The following is a 17,984-nucleotide window of genomic DNA, read 5'->3' as shown; positions in this document are numbered from 1 at the left end:
GCTCCTACAGGCGTTATGCGCTGTAGGAGCGGCCTTGTGTCGCGAAAGGGCCGCACAGCGGCCCCGCTTTGTTACCTATTCTGCAAAACACCGTTGCATCTAAGACTAAGGTCGTCTGGTTGGCGTTCAAAGGCAGCATAAAGTGACGGTGTGGGTTCCATCCCCTATCTGTGCTGCTAGGACAAAAACAATGAACGACAGCATTTACCTCTCGATACAAAACAGCCCCCGCTTCAAGGAGCTGGTGACCAAACGCGAACGGTTCGCCTGGATTCTCTCGGCGATCATGCTCGGCCTGTACTGCGCCTTCATCCTCCTGATCGCCTACGGTCCTCATCTGCTGGGCGCCAAGCTCAGCCCTGAGTCGTCGATTACCTGGGGCATCCCCCTGGGCGTCGGCCTGATCATTTCGGCATTCGTCCTGACCGCCATCTACGTACGCCGCGCCAACGGCGAGTTCGATGAGCTGAACAAGGCCATCCTCAAGGAGGCGCAACAATGATTCGTCACACCAAAGCCTTGGCCGTACTGGCCTGCGGCGTTTTCGCACCCGCCGTGTGGGCAGCCGATGCCCTGACCGGCGAGGTGCAGAAACAGCCGCTGAACGTTGCAGCGATCGCCATGTTCGTGGCCTTCGTCGCCTTCACCTTGGGCATCACCTACTGGGCCTCCAAACGCAACAAGTCGGCAGCCGACTACTACGCTGCCGGCGGCAAGATCACCGGCTTTCAGAACGGCCTGGCGATTGCCGGCGACTACATGTCGGCAGCGTCGTTCCTGGGTATTTCCGCGCTGGTGTTCACCTCTGGCTACGACGGCCTGATCTACTCGATCGGCTTTCTGGTCGGCTGGCCGATCATTCTGTTCCTGATCGCCGAACGCCTGCGCAACCTGGGCAAATACACCTTTGCCGACGTGGCCTCCTACCGCCTGGGGCAAAAGGAAATCCGTACCCTGTCGGCCTCCGGTTCGCTGGTGGTGGTGGCGTTCTACCTGATCGCGCAGATGGTCGGCGCCGGCAAGCTGATCGAGCTGCTGTTCGGCCTGGACTACCATGTGGCGGTGATTCTGGTGGGTATCCTGATGTGCCTGTACGTGCTGTTCGGCGGCATGCTGGCCACCACCTGGGTACAGATCATCAAGGCCGTACTGCTGCTGTCCGGTGCCAGCTTCATGGCACTGATGGTCATGAAGCACGTGGGCTTCGACTTCAACACCCTGTTCTCCGAAGCGATCAAGGTGCACAGCAAGGGTGAGGCGATCATGAGCCCGGGCGGCTTGGTCAAGGACCCGATCTCGGCCTTCTCGCTGGGCCTGGCGCTGATGTTCGGTACCGCCGGCCTGCCGCATATCCTGATGCGCTTCTTCACCGTCAGCGACGCCAAGGAAGCGCGCAAGAGCGTGCTCTACGCCACCGGCTTCATCGGCTACTTCTACATCCTGACCTTCATCATCGGCTTCGGCGCGATCCTGCTGGTCAGCACCAACCCGGACTTCAAGGACGCCGCCGGCGCCCTGCTGGGCGGCAACAACATGGCTGCGGTGCACCTGGCCGATGCCGTGGGTGGCAGCATCTTCCTCGGTTTCATCTCGGCGGTGGCGTTCGCCACCATCCTGGCGGTGGTTGCCGGCCTGACCCTGGCCGGTGCCTCGGCGGTGTCCCACGACCTGTACGCCAGCGTATGGCGCAAGGGCAAGGCCAACGACAAGGACGAGATCCGCGTCTCGAAGATCACCACCATCGCCCTTGGCGTGCTGGCGATCGGCCTGGGTATTCTGTTCGAGAAGCAGAACATCGCCTTCATGGTCGGCCTGGCGTTCTCCATTGCCGCCAGCTGCAACTTCCCGGTACTGCTGCTTTCGATGTACTGGAAGAAGCTGACCACCCGCGGCGCCATGATCGGCGGATGGCTGGGCCTGGTGAGCGCAGTGACACTGATGATCCTTGGCCCGACCATCTGGGTGCAGATCCTCGGCCACGAGAAGCCGATCTACCCGTACGAGTACCCGGCGCTGTTCTCGATGCTGATTGCCTTCGTCGGTATCTGGTTCTTCTCGGTCACCGACAAGTCCAAGGCGGCTGAAAACGAACGCGCACTGTTCTTCCCGCAGTTCGTCCGCTCGCAAACTGGCCTGGGGGCCAGCGGGGCGGTTTCGCACTGACATAGAGCGCAAAAAACACAACGCCCCGCCAGTCGGGGCGTTGTGCATTGTGCAGTGTCATTTTGCCTTCGCTCGGAAATTTCCGAAGCTCCCTCGGAAGCTTCCTGATTATCCCGCCCCATGCTTCCCGAATACTTCTCCTCACCCGCCGGGCCACCCCGGCAGGCCTGTTACCTTCAAGGAGAAACCATTCGTGAAACGCACGTTACTCGCCCTTCCCCTGGCCCTGATGTTCGCAGGCGCCGCCCATGCCGTCGACCCGATCGAGAAGCAGGTGCAAATCGTCGCCCAGGTGCCCACCGATGCGTTCTACGTCGAGCCGGTGGGTGGCAACTGGATGAACGACCCGCAGGAAATGGCCTGGAATTCCTTTCAAGGCAAGCTCGACCCGATTCGCAAGCAACTGCAGGTCAAGAGCACCATCGGCCCGATCAGCGCCTACCTGGTATCGCCTGCAGTGATCGCCAACGGCAGCAACAACATTGGCCTGGACGTCACGGTCGGTGACACCGTGTTGCAAACCACCCCGGCCGAAGTGGTCAGTGCCACCCAGGCGGCACCGGGCGCGGTCATCGGTTTCCAGGTCGAGGCCCAGCCGGCGCCAGGCACCGGTTATGAGCCAGGCAGCTACCAGGGCCTGGTCAGCATGATCTTCGAAACCGCCGCCCCTTAAGGCTCCGTTCACCTCCAGTGCCTGCCCGGGCCCTCGTCAATGGTGAGGGGTGGGCAGGTCATGCCTGTAAGCGATACCCATGTCCCGACATTCCTCCTCCGCCGCCTTGCGCTGCTGGCTGCCACTGGCTGCCAGCATGGCCTTGTGGGCCGGCATGAGTCATGGCGCGGCCAGTGCCCTGGGGCCGGTCGCAGGCCTGCCGCGCGAGTTCGAGGCGCATTTCTTCGATGTGCCGTTGGCCGTACGGGTCGACCTGGACGGCCGTTACCTCGGAGATGCCATGGTGGTGCTCAGCCGCGACCAGCAGGTGCAGTTGCTGGAATTCACCGAAACCTTCGACAGCCGCGAGCCCGAGAGCCTGCGACGACGCTGGCGTGAGCGCCTGGCCGATGGCAGGCCCCTGGGCGACTGCCAGGCAGACTGCCCGGAAGGCTTGCGTGCGATTCATTACAGCCTGGCCAATTCGCAGCTGTCGCTGCTGACCGACCGTGCCGAAGTGGCCGCTACTGCCGAACGTTTTCATCGCCTGCCGGAGCAGGGCAGCCACGGCCTGTTGCTGCGCAACCAGCTCAACCTGGTCAATGATGGCGTCGCCACCAGTGGCCGCTACGCCTTGCAGGGCCAGGCCAGTGTCGGCCAGTGGACAGCCCTGGCCGACGGCCAGCTCGACCGCGGCAGCGACAGCCGCGAGGGCACCCGCTACCGGGTCGACCAGCTGTATGGCGAGCGCCTGGTCGAGGACCATTTCTACCGCCTGGGGTACTTCACCCCCAGCGCCCAGGGCCTGACCCGCCAACCCAGGCTGATGGGCGCCAGCCCTGACACGACCCTGGGCCTGATGTTCGGCAGCAGCGACAGCCTGCTCATCGACAGCGCCGCGCCCAGTGCCACGCCCATCCATGTCACCCCCAGCCGCCCGGCCGTGGCGCAGATCTACCGCAACGGTGTGCTGATCAACAGCCAGCCGGTGCAGCCAGGGTTGCAGACCCTCGATACCAAGGTGCTGCCCGGCGGCATCTACGAGGTCGAGGTACGTCTGGTCGAGGACGGCCAGGTCAGTTCGCGCAGCCAGGCATTCGTCTACAAGCCCGGCAACTGGCGCAGTACCGACGCACCTTGGCGTTACAACCTGTATGTCGGGCGCCAGAGCAGTGAGCTCAGCAATTGGCAGGCCATGCATGACGACACCCTGGCGGCGGGCGTGCTGGCCAACTACCTGCTGCACCCAAGGGCAATCGTCGGTGTGTCCGCTCAGCGGCTCGACGATGCCATGCAATACGGCACCACACTGGACTGGGATGTGCGCGACCGGCTCAAACTCTATGGCAACCTGTTCCAGGCCCAGGGCCATGGCAACGGCTTCGACCTGCAACTGATCCATGCCTACGCGAGCGGCTCGCTGGTCGCAAGCCACAGCCGCACCTGGCTGGCGCAGCCCGGCAGGGACTACCTTGGCAATGCACCCGCACGGCCATTCACCCGGCGCCAGACGCAATCATCGCTGTCCTTGAACCATCGCCTGGACCCTCGCAACACCGCCAGTGTGCGTGTGTCGCACAGCAGCGGCAGTGATGCCGGCACCGGCATCGATCTGGGGTGGGCCTATTACGGGCGTTTGTTTGGCTCTGACGCCAACTGGCGCTTGTCGCTGTTCGATCGCCCGGGCAACAGCGGTACCGGTGATGCGCGCAACCGTGGCATCAACCTGAGCTTGAGCATGAGCCTGGGCGACGGCGGCCGACGTTTGTCCGCCAGCGTAGGCAGCCGCACCTCGCGTGACGGCGGGCGTGACCTCAATACCTCGCTGGGCTATCGGCAGGATGTCGAGATCGGCCCATTGCGCAGCATTGGCGCCACCCTCAGCGCCGACCGCTACGGCACGGGGCTGGGGGCCGATACCCAGTTCGAGAACCCGTTCATGCAAGGTGACGCTTACCTGCAGCGCTCCTCCTACAACGGCGAATTCACCGGTGGCCTGAACCTGCAAAGCCTGCTGGCCGTGGGTGCCGGCAAGGCGGCAGTGAGCGGCCAGCCCCTGGGGCACCAGGCCGCGTTGATCGTCGATGTGGACACCGACATCGACGGCCTCAGGTTGCGTGCCGACGATGCCATGGGTGTCAACCTGCATGCCGGGCGCAACATCATCCCGGTCACCGCCTACAAGCCCGGGCATGTGCAGTTCGATTTCGACGGGAGCGAGGCGACCGCCGCCGTGATACAGCCATCGAGCGTTGACTACCACCTCAACCGCGGGGGCATCGACTACCGCCAGGTTCGTGTACTGCGCACCGTCACCGTGTTGGGGCGCCTGCTCGATGGCCAGGGCCTGCCGTTGCGTGGCGCACAGGTGATCAACCATGCCAGCCGCAGTGTCAGCGAGGCCGATGGCTTTTTCGCGGTGGAAATGAGCGAAGCGGCACCGACCCTGGAAATTCGCCAGCGCGGGCAACCGCTCTGTCTCGTACGCCTGGACCTGGAAGGCCTGACGCGTGAAGGCGACGTGCTGCTGGCCGGCGACCAACAGTGCCAGCCCGAGATTGCATCGCGATCTTCGTGAGTTTCGGAATTTTCCTACTGCTTTAGCCGTGGCCGACGGGTTGCGCACGGCAATACCCTTAATCAAATCACCAGGGAGCTTCGCCACATGAAAATGCTTTCTCTATCGGCCTTCGTCCTGCTGGCCATGCCACTGGCTGCCGTGGCCACCCCCGAACTGAACGTTGGCGGATTGTACGATTACCTCGACGGTGACAGGAGCACGCTGCTCAAGCGTGTGCGCAACAGCGGCGACAGCACGGCGTTCGTCAAGGTCAGCGTCGCCGAGCTGGTCTATGACGATGCCGGGGTGGCCCACGAAATCGACACCGACGGCCTGGCCCTGGAGCAGCGCGGCCTGGTCGCCAGCCCGGCGCGGTTGATCGTGCCGGCGCACGGCATGCAGGCCGTGCGCCTGTTGTACCGTGGCCCGCGGGACCAGGAGCGTTACTTCCGCCTGCGCTTCATGCCGGTGCTGCCGGAATTGGGTGACGGGTTTGCCGTGGACGAACAGGAGGCGGCGCAGTACCGCGACGGCCTCAGGGCGGGGGTAAACCTGCTGGCCGGCTATGGCTCGCTGCTGTTCGTACGGCCTGCGCAGGCGCAGTACCAGACTGCCGTGCAGCGCGAAGCAGGGGTGTTGAAGGTGGCCAACCAGGGCAACGCCACGGTGGTACTTGACCATTTCCGCCAGTGCCGTGCGCCAGGCCAGGAGTGCGAACCGGCCACCAAACACCATTTGCTGCCCGGACGCAGCCGGCAGTTCCCCGGCGACGCCAGCCGCGTGCACCAGTTCGAACTGCATGAAGGCCAGTTGCGCAGCGCCAAGGTGATGCAATGAAGGGCCTGTTCACCTGGCGCCCGGGCTGGCGGCTGCGAGGTGTACTGGGCGCTGCGCTGCTGCTTGCCGCGCCGCTGGCCAGTGCGCTCGATGTGACCATTTCAGCGCAGTATCGCGGCGGCGGCACTGGGCGTTTCGACAACACCACGCCGCCAGGCGGCCTGTGCAGGTGGTGGAGCAGTACCTGCCGGGGCCGCACCACGGTAACGTTGCCTATCACCTACGACAAGAAGACCACCAAGGGTGCTGCCGACCCGCGTGATGAGTTCTTCTTCAGCCTGCCGGCCAGGCGGCAAGTCGATGTCTACCATGATGCCACTGGTGATTCGCGGCAGTTGACCTTCGACTGGACCGCGATCAGCCAAACGGTGCAGACCTCCGGCAGTCTCATCAATCACCCGCTGTATCAGATGGTCCTCCATGGTGGCTGTAGCGGCTTTAACAATGTGGCGCAACATCGGCCTGCACAGGTCACCTATCTACTGGATATTGTCCAGCCGGCCTCACCGACGCCGTGTTGGGCCAATGGTCGCAACGCACCGGGCGGACGGGTGGAAATTGCCTCGGTGCATGAGACCAGCGTGGCCTACGCCCTCGACATCACTCCGCCTTTTCGCATGCCCAGCGGCACTTGGCGTGGCAGCGTGACCTACAGCATTGGCCCAGGTGGTGATTTCGACTTCGGTAATGATGTTACCGCCCTCAGTGGCGACAGCCTGACGGTCAACTTTGTTCTCGATGTTCAGCATGCTTTCATTTTTGAGTTCCCCCCGGGGTCGGACCGCGCAGTGCTGGAGCCACCCGGGGGCTGGCAGGCCTGGCTGGCCGGCGGCAAACCACCGCAGCGGCTCGCCCGCGACCTGCCGTTTCGGGTGTGGTCGACTGGCCCGTTCAAGGTCTACAAGCTCTGCCAGCACTATATCGATACCCGCTGCGCTGTGCGCAACGACACCGCAGACCAGGTGCCCGTCGAAATCACCATGAGCCTGCCTGCAGGCATCGAACACCAGGGTGCGCCGGTGCAGCGCCTGGCGTTGCCCAGTGGGCGCCTGGCTGCGCTGCAGTTCGATGCGGCCATGGCGACCTTGAACCGTCCCGGCCAGCTGCACTTTCAGGTCGCTCGGGATGACGTGCTAGGGATGCTCAAACATCCCGGCACCACCTATACCGGCCAGGCCACCGTGGTGTTCGATGCCCAGTTGTAGGCAGCGAGCAGAATCACAAAGGAGTGCATCATGCCCACAGCGCTGGTGGTCGACGACCACCCATTTATCCGTGCCACGGTCTGCCAGTTGCTGCGCCAGCAGCAGGTCGAAGTGGTTGGCCAGGCCGACAACGGCATCGATGCGGTGCGCCTGGTGCGCGAGCTGGCGCCGGATCTGGTGATCCTCGACATCGCCATGCCTGGCCTGGACGGGCTGGAGGTCATCAGCCGCATCCAGGCCTGCAGCCGTCCGAGCAAGGTCGTGGTGCTGACTTCACAGTTGGCCGTGGCCTACTCGTTGCGCTGCCTGCAGGCGGGGGCAGCCGGCTATGTGGCCAAGACCGATGACCTGGATGAACTGGGCAAGGCGGTACGTGCTGCGCTGTCGGGTTTTACCTACTTCCCCGCAGTGGCCTTGAGCTCGGTGCACAAACAGGACCTGCAGGCCACCGAGCCGCAGTGCATCGCCAGCCTGTCCAGCCGTGAGCTGATGGTTTTGCAGTACCTGGCCCGCGGCCTGAGCAACAAAGCCATCGGCGAGGCCATGCTGCTGAGCAACAAGACCATCAGCACCTACAAGACGCGCCTGCTGGAAAAGCTCAGGCTCAACTCGCTGATTGACCTGGCGGATTTCGCTCGCCGCAATCAGCTGATCTGAATTTCGCCCCGCGTGCCCTTACGTGCCTTGCTCCTGGCGTTGCTCTGTTTCGTGCTGACACTGCCAGCGCTGGCCAGGCCGCAGTTGCACGCGCGGGCCACCCTGGACGGGCCCCGCCACGAGCCCGATGAAGCAGGCATTCGCTGGTTGTGGGCGCGCCGCTCGCTGCGTTTGGGCGTGCTGGCCCAGGACAACCCGCCCCTCGACATCCTCGGCACCGGCAGCGCCTATGAAGGCATTACCGCTGATTACGCCGGGCTGCTGGGCGAACAGTTGAACCTGCAGGTGCAGGTGCAGGTTTTCGAAGCGTTCGCCGAGGCGCATGCGGCATTGCGTGCAGGCGAGGTCGACCTGCTCGGCTCGGTCACCAGCCGCCAGGCGCTGGACGCGGGGTTGCGGCTGTCCCGGCCTTACGCCGAGGATTGCCCCTTGCTGCTGGCGCGTGAGGCGCGTGGCCGTGAACGGGTCGATGACACGCACGGCCTCGACCTGGTGATGGTCCAGGGCTACCGCAGCCTGGAGCAGGTCCGCGACCGCTACCCTCAGGCACGTGTGCAAACCCACCTTTCTCCGTTCGATGCCCTGGCGACGTTGGCACTCGGGCATGCCGACCTGTACCTGGGCAATGCCTTGGCGGCCCGCTACGCGTTGGGCCGCGGCCAACTTGCCGGTGTCGAGGAAGTCGGCCACGCCGGGCTGCCCCGGCAGGGCATCGGTTTTGCCATGCTCAATGGCGATACGCCCTTGCCGGGGCTGGTCGATGCCGCCCTTGGCAACCTCACCGAGCGCCAGCACCAGCGCATTCGCGAACGGTGGAGCCCACTGGGCGCCGCCGCGCAGCGGCCAGTGCCGCTGCAGTTGAGCGAGGCCGAGCAGCGCTGGTTGCTCGACAATCCACGCGTGCAGGTGGCGATGGACGAGCAGCTGTTGCCGCTGAGCTTTCGCGATGGCAAGGGCCAATGGCGGGGCCTGAGCCTGGATGTGCTGCAACTGATCAGCCGGCGCACCGGGCTGCGTTTCGAGGTGCAGGCTGGCGGCACGCTGCAAGGCATGCTCGAACAACTGCGCGAGGGCGAGGTGCAACTGATTGCCGGCCTGCCGCGCAGCCCAGCCCTGGAGCGCCAGGTGTCCTTCAGCCGTGCTTACCTCAGTGCCTCGCGGGTACTGGTGACGCGCGATGCACCGCAGGCTCCTGGCAACCTCGAGCAACTGGCCGGGCGACCGCTGGCCCTGGTGTGGGGCAGTGCCCTGCATGAAATGCTTGGCCAGCATTATCCGCAGGTTGTGCCAATGGCCGTGGCCAGCCCCGTTGAAGCCTTGCGCGCCGTGGCTCGCGGCAAGGCGGCCGCCGCCGTGCTGACCCTCGATGACGCGCGAGCACTGATCGCGCGTGGCTACCCGGGCCAGCTCAAGATCAGCGCCAGCCTGCCGCTGCCGCCCGCGCATTTCGCCCTGGCCAGCGCCCGCGGGGCGGTTGAACTGCAGGGCATACTCGACAAAGCCCTGCTCAGCCTGTCACCGCACGAGATTGACGGCCTGGTGCGTCGCTGGCGCAACCCGATGATCGTCGCTGACGGTGTGTGGCAACGTTACCGCGGCCGTATCCTGCTGGGTTTTGCCACGGCCCTGCTGTTGCTCGGCCTGGCCTTGCTGTGGATCCGCTACCTGCGGCGCCTGCAGGTGCAATTGCGCCGTGCCAAGCGTGAGGCCGATGCCGCAAACCAGGCCAAGACCCAGTTCCTGACCACCATGAGCCACGAGCTTCGCACGCCCTTGCATGCCGTGCAGGGCATGCTTGAACTGGCAAGGCGCAAGGCCGAGCGAGGCGAGTTCGACCACCTGGCACTGGAGGTGGCCGACGAAGCGGCGCGTGGCCTGCTGGAATTGATCGGAGACATCCTGGACATCACCCGTATCGAGTCCGGGCACTTGCAGTTTGCTGCCCAGCGGGTTCGCCTGCGCGAACACGTGGGGCGGGTGCTGCAGTTGTTCGAGCAGCAGGCGCGCAGCAAAGGCCTGGCGTTGCGCCTGGTTACCCAAGGCCAGGTGGATGCCCAGGTCATGCTCGACCCGCTGCGCTTCAAGCAGGTGCTGGCCAACCTGCTGAGCAATGCCATCAAGTTCACCGAACACGGCGAGGTGACGGTGAACCTGTCGGCAACAGCGGTGGACGGCTACCTGGCGGTGGAGCTGACGGTGCGCGATACCGGTGTCGGCATTGCCGCAAGCGAGCTTGCGCACCTGGGGCAACCGTTCCGTCAGGCCAGCAACCAATGCCAGTCACCGCGCTGCAGCGCCGGCCTGGGCCTTGGCATCAGCCGCAGCCTGTGCGAGATGATGGGCGGCAGCCTGCACCTGCACAGCGTGCTGGGGCAGGGCACCGAAGTGAACGTGCGCCTGAGCCTGCCGCAGTTGAGTGCTGCCCAGCAACGGCCGGCGGCCGCTACCGGTGACACTCGTCACCCGCCCCAGCCGCTGCGCCTGCTGGTGGTCGACGACTATCCGGCCAATCGCCTGTTGCTGGTGCAACAGCTCGAATACCTCGGGCATCAGGCGTGCGTTGCCCAGGACGGTACCCAGGCCTTGCGCTTGTGGTTGGGCGAGCACTTCGACGGGGTGATCAGTGACTGCAACATGCCTCGGCTCAACGGCTACGCGCTGGCCCGCGCCATCCGCGAGCACGAGCGGCGCAGCGGCAGGCCCAGGTGCCAGGTGATCGGTTTGACTGCCAGTGCCACACAGGTTGAACGCCGGCGCTGCCGTGCAGCAGGCATGGACGCTTGCCTGTTCAAGCCTCTGGGGCTGGACGGCCTGGTTCGGGCCTTGGCCCGTGCCAGTCCTGCACTGCTGGACCTCGAGCACATCAGGCGGCTGGTGGCCGGCGACGAGGCTGCACTGCGAGCGTTGTTGGCCGACCTTCGTGCCAGCAACCTGCAGGACCTGCAGCTACTTGCGCAGGTGCCGGCCAATGCTGAGGCGCTGGCCATGCTGGCCCATCGGATAAAGGGAGGCGCCCGGATCGCTCGGGCAAGAGTGATAGTCGACCTGTGCGAGCGGTTGGAGCGCAGATGCCAAGCCAAACCGCCCGCACCGGGCGATATCGAGCAGGATGTGGGGGCGCTGCGCGAGGCCATGCTGCAGCTTGAACAGCAACTGGCCTTGCACGCCCCTGGTTCAAATCATGCCGAGCAACAACAACACCAGCAGAATCACCAACACCACGCCAATGATGCCGGATGGGCCATAGCCCCAGCTGCGCGAGTGTGGGAAGACCGGTAAGCCACCAATCAACAGCAGGATCAGGATGATGATGAGGATCGTGGTCATGACGGAGTCCTTGCGTGGTTAGGGGTCAAGAGCCTCGTACAGCTGGCCTCTTGTTAATTCGGACCGGCGCCGCTTGGCAAAGATTCCATTTGCCTGGTACTGACCGTTTGGTCATGCCCGCCCATTCACTACCCTGATGAACCCTCTCTGGCGCCAACGCCTTGATTAGACTGGGCTGACCACCCATCAGTACAAGGCCTGCCACCATGCACAAACGCATCATGATCACTGGCGCCGGTTCCGGCCTCGGCCGCGAGATTGCCCTGCGCTGGGCGCGCGAGGGCTGGCGCCTGGCGTTGGCCGACGTCAACGAGCCAGGCCTGCGCGAAACCCTCGAGCTTGTGCGCGGTGCCGGCGGCGAGGGTTTCGTCCAGCGCTGCGACGTGCGCGACTACAGCCAGCTGACCGCCCTGGCCCAGGCCTGCGAAGAGAAGTTCGGCGGTATCGATGTGATCGTCAACAACGCCGGTGTCGCCTCGGGCGGCTTCTTCGCCGAGCTGTCGCTGGAAGACTGGGACTGGCAGATCGCGGTCAACCTGATGGGTGTGGTCAAGGGCTGCAAGGCCTTCCTGCCGCTGCTCGAACGCAGCAAGGGGCGCATCATCAATGTGGCGTCGATGGCGGCCCTGATGCAGGGGCCGGGCATGAGCAACTACAACGTTGCCAAGGCCGGTGTGCTGGCGCTGTCCGAGAGCCTGCTGGTAGAGCTGCGCCAGCTGGAAGTGGCTGTGCACGTGGTGTGCCCGTCGTTCTTCCAGACCAACCTGCTCGACTCTTTCCGCGGCCCGAACCCGGCCATGAAGGTCCAGGTGGGCAAACTGCTGGAGGGCTCGCCGATCAGTGCGTCGGACATTGCCGACTACATCCACCAGCAGGTGGAGGCCGGTGAATTCCTGATCCTGCCCCACGAGGCAGGGCGCCAGGCCTGGCAGCTCAAGCAGCAGGCGCCACAGCGGCTGTATGACGAGATGGCAGAGATGGCGGTGAAAATGCGTGGCAAGGCCCAGGCGCGCGGATTGTAGTTCCGTCTGTAGGGCGAATTACCTGCCGATGTAGGCTTGTTCTGAATTGCTGCGAAGGCGTTGAGTCACCGAATATCCCCATGCACTCTCCGGTTTTCCCTGTTGCCGGAGGACCGGAACATGTTGGTCATTGGACGCGTAGTCGGCGAAGTCATCAACATTGGTGACGATATTGAGATCAAGGTGGTGGAAACACGCAATGGCATGGTGCGTTTTGGCGTGAGTGCGCCGCGTGAAGTGTCGGTGCACCGGGCGGAGGTGTACAAGCGGATCAAGGCGGGGGAGAAGCGCAAGGGCAATTCGGCTTGAGGTTGACCTCGCCGGCCGCTTCGCAGGTTTGCTCTGCGAAGCGGCCGATACCAGTCAGTCGAGCAGTTCGCGCGGCACATCATGCTTGGCCAGCAGTTGGCACTGTTGGCTTTCCGGGTCGAACAGGATGAACGCCTGGCCCTTGGCCAGCGCCTGGCGCACCCGCAGCACACGGGTTTCCAACGGTGTGTCATCACCATTGTCGGTGCCGTCGCGGGTGACGAAATCCTCGATCAGGCGCGTCAGGGTTTCGGCTTGCAAGTGTTCGTAGGGGATCAGCATGGGCGGCATTCAGCTTGGTAAAAGAATGCGCCCATGCTACGCCAAACCGGGCCGCTACGGCTCACTCCTTGTTCCCCACCAGGCTGTCGACGGCAGGCACCCGGGTATCGCTCTCCATCTGCGCATCGTGCTCCAACTGGTGGCTGAAGCGCTCCAGTGAGGCATTGGCCGGGTTGGAATCGCTTGCGAACACCGGCGGGCTGAGCAGGTAGCCCGACAACAGGCGGCTGAGCGCGGCCAGGCTGTCGATGTGGGTGCGCTCGTAACCATGGGTGGCATCGCAACCGAACGCCACCAGCGCCGTGCGGATATCGTGCCCGGCGGTGACCGCCGAATGGGCATCGCTGAAGTAATAGCGGAACACGTCACGGCGCACCGGCAGCTCCTGGTCGCCGGCCAGTTTCAGCAAGTGGCGTGACAGGTGGTAGTCATAGGGCCCCGACGAGTCCTGCATGGCCACGCTGACGGCGTGTTCGCTCGACGCCTGGCCGGGTGCCACCGGGGCGATGTCGATGCCGACGAACTCGCTGACGTCCCAGGGCAGGGCAGCGGCAGAGCCTGAGCCGGTTTCTTCGGTGATGGTGAACAGCGGGTGGCAGTCGATCATCGGCTGGCGGCCGCTTTCCACGACTGCCTTGAGGGCAGCCAGCAGCGCGGCCACGCCGGCTTTGTCGTCCAGATGGCGGGCGCTGATATGGCCGCTGTCAGTGAACTCCGGCAGCGGGTCGAACGCCACGAAGTCGCCAATGGCAATGCCCAACGACTCGCAGTCGGCGCGGGTGGTGCAGTAGGCGTCCAGGCGCACTTCTACGTGCTCCCAGCTGACGGGCATCTGGTCGATGGCGGTATTGAAGGCGTGCCCGCTGGCCATCAGCGGCAGCACGCTGCCGCGGAACACGCCGGTGTCGGTGAATACACTGACCCGGCTGCCCTCGGCGAAACGGCTCGACCAGCAGCCCACCGGGGCCAGGGCCAGGCGGCCATTGTCCTGCAATTGGCGCACGCTGGCGCCGATGGTGTCCAGGTGGGCCGATACGGCGCGGTCTGGTGAGCTTTGCCGGCCCTTGAGGGTGGCGCGGATGGTGCCGCGGCGGGTCAGCTCGAAGGGAATGCCCAGTTCGTCCAGGCGTTCGGCGACATAGCGCACGATGGTGTCGGTGAAGCCGGTCGGGCTGGGGATGGCGAGCATCTCCAGCAGGACGCGCTTGAGGTAGTCAAGGTCCGGCTCGGGGTATCGTTCAGACATGGGTACTCCTCGGGTAAAGCTGTGCTCTGGCGGGCCCTATCGCCGGCAAGCCGACTCCCACATGGACCGTGATGAGCCTTGTAGGAGCCGGCTTGCCGGCGATAGGGCCGTCATGGGTTCACGCCAACGCCCGGCTATGCGGGAACAGCAGGTCGACAAAGCGCTCTGCCGTTGGCTGCGGTTCATGGTTGGCCAAGCCGGCGCGCTCATTGGCCTCGATGATCACGTAGTCCGGCTGTTCGGCATCACGCACCATCAGGTCCAGGCCCACCACTGGAATTTCCAGCGCCCGCGCCGCGCGCACGGCCGCGTCGGCCAACACAGGGTGCAGGCGCTCGGTAACGTCCTCCAGCGTGCCGCCGGTGTGCAGGTTGGCGGTGCGGCGCACGGCCAGGCGCTGGCCTGCAGGCAATACGCTGGTGTAGTCGAAGCCGGCATCACGCAGGGTGCGCTCGGTCTCGTCGTCCAGCGGAATGCGGCTTTCACCGCCCGTAGCGGCCTGACGGCGGCGGCTTTGGGCCTCGATCAGCTCAAGGATGCTGTGTTTGCCGTCGCCGACCACCTGGGCCGGGTGCCGAATCGCCGCCGCAACCACCTCGAAACCGATCACCACGATGCGCAGGTCATGGCCCGGGTGGAAGCTCTCCAGCAGCACACGGCTGTCGAAACGGCGGGCGTGTTCTATGGCTTGGCTGACTTCCTCGTAAGTGGTCAGGTTCACCGCCACCCCTTGACCCTGCTCGCCATCCACCGGCTTGACCACCACCGCGCCGTGCTCGTCGAGAAACGCCAGGTTGTCGTCGGCATTGCCGGCCAGTTGCTGCACCGGCACCAGCAGGCCGGCGTTGTGCAAGGTTTGCTGGGTCAGGCGCTTGTCCTGGCAGAGGGTCATGCTGACCGCACTGGTCAGGTCGCTCAGCGACTCGCGGCAACGCACCCGACGCCCGCCCAGGCTGAGGGTGAACAGCCCGCCTGCGGCGTCGTCCACCTGCACCTCGATGCCACGGCGGTAGGCCTCATCGACGATGATCCGTGCATACGGGTTCAGCCCCGCTTCAGGGCCGGGGCCCAGAAACAATTGCTGGTTGATGCCGTTCTTGCGTTTGACCGCGAAGGTCGGCAGGTTGCGGAAACCGAGCTTCTCGTACAGCCGCTTGGCCTGGCGGTTGTCGTGCAACACCGACAAGTCCAGGTAGGCCAGGCCGCGGCTCATGAAGTGCTCGACCAGGTGGCGCACCAGCACCTCACCCACGCCAGGGCGGGTGCAATGCGGGTCCACGGCCAGGCACCACAGGCTGCTGCCGTGCTCGGGGTCATCGAACGCCTTGCTGTGGTTCAGGCCCATGACGCTGCCGATCACCGCGCCGCTGTCTTCGTCCTCGGCCAGCCAGTACACCGGCCCGCCCTGGTGGCGCGGCGTCAGCAGCTCGGGCTGCACCGGGAGCATGCCGCGTGCCTGGTACAGGGTGTTGATGGCCTGCCAGTCGCTGGCGCTTTGTGCGCGTCGGATACGGAAACCGCGAAACACCCGTTGCGCCTGGCGGTAGTCGGTGAACCACAGCCGCAGCGTGTCGGACGGGTCGAGGAACAGCTGCTGCGGTGCCTGTGCCAGCAGCTGTTGCGGGGCCGCCACATACAGTGCGATGTCACGCTCGCCGGGACGTTCCTGCTGCAGTGCCTCGGCCAGGCTGGCCGGGTCCGGGTAGGTGTGGCCTATCAGCAGCCGGCCCCAGCCGCAGTGCAGCGCACGCGGCTGGCTGTGGGGCTCGCTGCCATCGCCGGCCAGGCGCGCCTGCAGGCGCTCGTAGGACGGCGCCTGGCCACGCAGCAGGCGCTGACCGTAGGCGGTTTCATGGGCTTTCATCGGTCAGATTCCTTGTTCGCTGAGCCACAGGTTCAGCGCCGCCAGCTGCCACAGCTTGGAGCCGCGCAGCGGGGTAAGCTGGCCATGCGGGTTGCTCAGCAGGCGGTCTACCATGGCCGGGTTGAACAGCCCGCGGTCCTGGCTGGGGTCGGTGAGCAGTTCGCGTACCCAGTCCAGGGTGGCGCCTTGCAGGTGCTTGAGGCCGGGTACCGGGAAGTAGCCTTTCTTGCGGTCGATCACCTCATGGGGGATCACCCGGCGTGCGGCCTGCTTGAGCACTTGCTTGCCGCCATCGGGCAATTTGAAGCGCGCCGGGATGCGTGCCGACAGCTCGACCAGGCGGTAGTCCAGGAACGGTGTACGGGCCTCCAGGCCCCAGGCCATGGTCATGTTGTCGACCCGTTTGACCGGGTCGTCGACCAGCATCACCGTGCTGTCCAGGCGCAGCGCCTTGTCCACTGCCTCGGCCGCGCCCGGGCGGGCGAAGTGTTCGCGCACGAAGTCGCCGGCCACGTCGGTTTCCAGCAGCCACGGCGCTTGCACGGTGTCGCGGTACTCGGCATGGCTGCGGTCGAAGAATGCATCGCGGTAGGCGCCAAAGGCATCCTTGGCGCCGTCCACCTGCGGGTACCAGTGGTAGCCGGCGAACAGCTCGTCGGCACCCTGGCCGCTCTGCACGCCCTTGCAGTGCTTGGCCACTTCGCGTGACAGCAGGTAGAAGGCGATGCAGTCGTGGCTGACCATCGGTTCGCTCATGGCGCGGAACGCGGCCGGCAATTGCTCGATGATTTCGCTTTCGGCGATGCGCAGCTTGTGGTGGCGGGTGCCGTAGTGCTTGGCGATCAGGTCGGAGTACTGGAACTCGTCACCGCGTTCGCCGCCGGCATCCTCGAAGCCGATGGAGAAGGTCGACAGGTCATCCACGCCCACTTCGCGCAGCAGGCCGACCAACAGGCTGGAGTCGACGCCGCCGGACAGCAGTACGCCTACGTCCACGGCGGCGCGCTGGCGGATGCCGACGGCATCACGGGTGGCATCGAGCACACGGGTGGTCCAGCCTTCCAGGTCCAGGTCGCGCTCGTCCGGGTTGGGGCCGTAATGCAGCTGCCACCAGGTTTGGCGTTCGACTTCACCGTGGCGGTCGACGCGCATCCAGGTGCCGGGTTCGAGCTTTTGCACATTGGCCAGCAAGGTGCGTGGCGCCGGCACCACGGCGTGGAAGTTGAGGTAGTGGTTGAGCGCTACCGGGTCGATCATCGGGTCGATGTCGCCACCTTTGAGCAGCGCTGGCAGGGTGGAGGCAAAGCGCAGGCGCTCGCCGTTGCGCGACAGGTACAAAGGCTTGACGCCCAGGCGGTCGCGGGCCAGGAACAGGCGCTGGTTGTCGCGCTCCCAGATGGCCAGGGCGAACATGCCGTTGAGCTTGGGCAGCAAGGCCGCGCCCCAGGCGTGGTAGCCCTTGAGCAGCACCTCGGTGTCGCCGTCGGACCAGAAGGTATAACCCAGGTCCTGCAGCTCCTGGCGCAGTTCGGGGAAGTTGTAGATGGCACCATTGAAGGCCAAAGACAGGCCCAGGGTGTTGTCGACCATGGGCTGAGCCGAGCCGTCGGACAGGTCCATGATTTTCAGCCGGCGATGGCCCAGGGCAATCGGGCCCAGGCTATGGAAGCCCCAGGCGTCGGGGCCACGGGGCGCCAGGTGATGGGTCATGCGCTCTACCGCGGCGAGGTCTGCCGGGCGAGGGGCTTGGTCGATGGGGGTGAAACGCAACTCTCCTGCTAATCCGCACATAGGTCCTTACCGGTTTTTCCGTTGGGGAATCAGCGCCCCGGATTAGGGCGCCTGTAAGGAACTGACCTG

14 protein-coding genes and 1 pseudogene are annotated in these 17,984 nt (G+C 65.0%); 10 read left to right on the top strand and 5 right to left on the bottom strand.

The genetic code is table 11. The features are described from left to right. Positions 1–190 precede the first annotated feature (190 nt). The 8 genes and pseudogenes from ACEWE8_RS12060 to ACEWE8_RS12025 form a co-directional block, all read left to right on the top strand. On the top strand, positions 191–502 hold the full coding sequence (locus ACEWE8_RS12060) for a DUF485 domain-containing protein (protein ID WP_039604303.1): 312 nt from the start codon (positions 191–193) through the stop codon (positions 500–502). After that, positions 499–2,163 (top strand): cation acetate symporter, encoded by a 1,665-nt coding sequence (locus tag ACEWE8_RS12055; protein ID WP_046787403.1) that lies wholly within the window; start codon positions 499–501, stop codon positions 2,161–2,163. The genes ACEWE8_RS12060 and ACEWE8_RS12055 overlap by 4 nt, the downstream gene beginning before the upstream one ends. A 193-nt stretch (positions 2,164–2,356) precedes the next feature. Next, positions 2,357–2,836: a CS1 type fimbrial major subunit gene (locus ACEWE8_RS12050; protein ID WP_046787402.1), complete on the top strand. Its 480-nt coding sequence runs from the start codon at positions 2,357–2,359 to the stop codon at positions 2,834–2,836. Positions 2,837–2,915: 79 nt separating this feature from the next. After that, on the top strand, positions 2,916–5,393 hold the full coding sequence (locus tag ACEWE8_RS12045; protein WP_046787401.1) for a CS1-pili formation C-terminal domain-containing protein: 2,478 nt from the start codon (positions 2,916–2,918) through the stop codon (positions 5,391–5,393). An 87-nt stretch (positions 5,394–5,480) separates the two neighbouring features. Further along, entirely contained in the window at positions 5,481–6,212 is a 732-nt protein-coding gene (locus ACEWE8_RS12040; RefSeq protein WP_046787400.1) for a pilus assembly protein, read from the top strand. Beyond that, the gene (locus tag ACEWE8_RS12035; protein ID WP_189339973.1) at positions 6,209–7,417 is read left to right on the top strand and encodes a hypothetical protein; all 1,209 of its coding nucleotides are present in this window, start codon (positions 6,209–6,211) and stop codon (positions 7,415–7,417) included. Before ACEWE8_RS12040 ends, ACEWE8_RS12035 begins: the two co-directional genes overlap by 4 nt. A 30-nt stretch (positions 7,418–7,447) precedes the next feature. After that, positions 7,448–8,074, top strand: a complete 627-nt coding sequence (locus ACEWE8_RS12030) for a response regulator transcription factor (RefSeq protein WP_046787399.1) — start codon at positions 7,448–7,450, stop codon at positions 8,072–8,074. A 12-nt stretch (positions 8,075–8,086) separates the two neighbouring features. After that, positions 8,087–11,164, top strand: a pseudogene (locus tag ACEWE8_RS12025) (transporter substrate-binding domain-containing protein); the annotation flags it as partial. 84 nt (positions 11,165–11,248) lie between these two features. Here the strand turns inward: ACEWE8_RS12025 and ACEWE8_RS12020 are convergent. Then, positions 11,249–11,401, bottom strand: coding sequence for a DUF3309 family protein (locus ACEWE8_RS12020; RefSeq protein ID WP_003252624.1), 153 nt, complete (start codon positions 11,399–11,401; stop codon positions 11,249–11,251). 206 nt (positions 11,402–11,607) lie between these two features. On the opposite strand from ACEWE8_RS12020, the gene ACEWE8_RS12015 reads away from it, so the two are divergent. Both ACEWE8_RS12015 and csrA read left to right on the top strand, forming a co-directional pair. Further along, the gene (locus tag ACEWE8_RS12015) at positions 11,608–12,423 is read left to right on the top strand and encodes an SDR family oxidoreductase (RefSeq protein ID WP_046787398.1); all 816 of its coding nucleotides are present in this window, start codon (positions 11,608–11,610) and stop codon (positions 12,421–12,423) included. Between the two features lie 120 nt (positions 12,424–12,543). Next, on the top strand, positions 12,544–12,732 hold the full coding sequence (csrA, locus tag ACEWE8_RS12010; protein ID WP_046787397.1) for a carbon storage regulator CsrA: 189 nt from the start codon (positions 12,544–12,546) through the stop codon (positions 12,730–12,732). A gap of 54 nt (positions 12,733–12,786) precedes the next feature. On the opposite strand, the gene ACEWE8_RS12005 is transcribed toward csrA, so the two are convergent. The 4 genes from ACEWE8_RS12005 to ACEWE8_RS11990 form a co-directional block, all read right to left on the bottom strand. Continuing rightward, complete coding sequence (locus ACEWE8_RS12005) at positions 12,787–13,014, bottom strand: YheU family protein (RefSeq protein WP_039603187.1); 228 nt, start codon at positions 13,012–13,014, stop codon at positions 12,787–12,789. 61 nt (positions 13,015–13,075) lie between these two features. Further along, positions 13,076–14,260 carry an osmoprotectant NAGGN system M42 family peptidase gene (locus tag ACEWE8_RS12000; protein WP_046787396.1) on the bottom strand — a complete coding sequence of 395 codons (1,185 nt, stop codon included), beginning with the start codon at positions 14,258–14,260 and terminating at the stop codon, positions 13,076–13,078. A gap of 118 nt (positions 14,261–14,378) precedes the next feature. Beyond that, positions 14,379–16,124, bottom strand: coding sequence for an N-acetylglutaminylglutamine synthetase (gene ngg, locus ACEWE8_RS11995; RefSeq protein ID WP_046787395.1), 1,746 nt, complete (start codon positions 16,122–16,124; stop codon positions 14,379–14,381). A gap of 3 nt (positions 16,125–16,127) precedes the next feature. Then, complete coding sequence (locus ACEWE8_RS11990; RefSeq protein WP_046787394.1) at positions 16,128–17,915, bottom strand: N-acetylglutaminylglutamine amidotransferase; 1,788 nt, start codon at positions 17,913–17,915, stop codon at positions 16,128–16,130. Positions 17,916–17,984 lie beyond the last annotated feature (69 nt).

The organism is Pseudomonas sp. TR47, from assembly GCF_044143025.1.
Taxonomy (GTDB): Bacteria; Pseudomonadota; Gammaproteobacteria; order Pseudomonadales; family Pseudomonadaceae; genus Aquipseudomonas; species Aquipseudomonas putida_E.
The sequence above is the reverse complement of the archived record's forward strand: the minus strand, read 5'-3'. Positions and strand labels throughout refer to the sequence as shown.

Coding starts and splice junctions, on each gene's coding strand:
- ACEWE8_RS12015 (WP_046787398.1), top strand. CDS start 11,608: ATGCACAAACGCATCATGATCACTGGCGCCGGTTCCGGCCTCGGCCGC.
- ACEWE8_RS12055 (WP_046787403.1), top strand. CDS start 499: ATGATTCGTCACACCAAAGCCTTGGCCGTACTGGCCTGCGGCGTTTTC.
- ACEWE8_RS12040 (WP_046787400.1), top strand. CDS start 5,481: ATGAAAATGCTTTCTCTATCGGCCTTCGTCCTGCTGGCCATGCCACTG.
- ACEWE8_RS12000 (WP_046787396.1), bottom strand. CDS start 14,260: ATGTCTGAACGATACCCCGAGCCGGACCTTGACTACCTCAAGCGCGTC.
- ACEWE8_RS12060 (WP_039604303.1), top strand. CDS start 191: ATGAACGACAGCATTTACCTCTCGATACAAAACAGCCCCCGCTTCAAG.
- ACEWE8_RS12005 (WP_039603187.1), bottom strand. CDS start 13,014: ATGCTGATCCCCTACGAACACTTGCAAGCCGAAACCCTGACGCGCCTG.
- ACEWE8_RS11990 (WP_046787394.1), bottom strand. CDS start 17,915: ATGTGCGGATTAGCAGGAGAGTTGCGTTTCACCCCCATCGACCAAGCC.
- ngg (WP_046787395.1), bottom strand. CDS start 16,124: ATGAAAGCCCATGAAACCGCCTACGGTCAGCGCCTGCTGCGTGGCCAG.
- ACEWE8_RS12020 (WP_003252624.1), bottom strand. CDS start 11,401: ATGACCACGATCCTCATCATCATCCTGATCCTGCTGTTGATTGGTGGC.
- ACEWE8_RS12035 (WP_189339973.1), top strand. CDS start 6,209: ATGAAGGGCCTGTTCACCTGGCGCCCGGGCTGGCGGCTGCGAGGTGTA.
- ACEWE8_RS12045 (WP_046787401.1), top strand. CDS start 2,916: ATGTCCCGACATTCCTCCTCCGCCGCCTTGCGCTGCTGGCTGCCACTG.
- csrA (WP_046787397.1), top strand. CDS start 12,544: ATGTTGGTCATTGGACGCGTAGTCGGCGAAGTCATCAACATTGGTGAC.
- ACEWE8_RS12030 (WP_046787399.1), top strand. CDS start 7,448: ATGCCCACAGCGCTGGTGGTCGACGACCACCCATTTATCCGTGCCACG.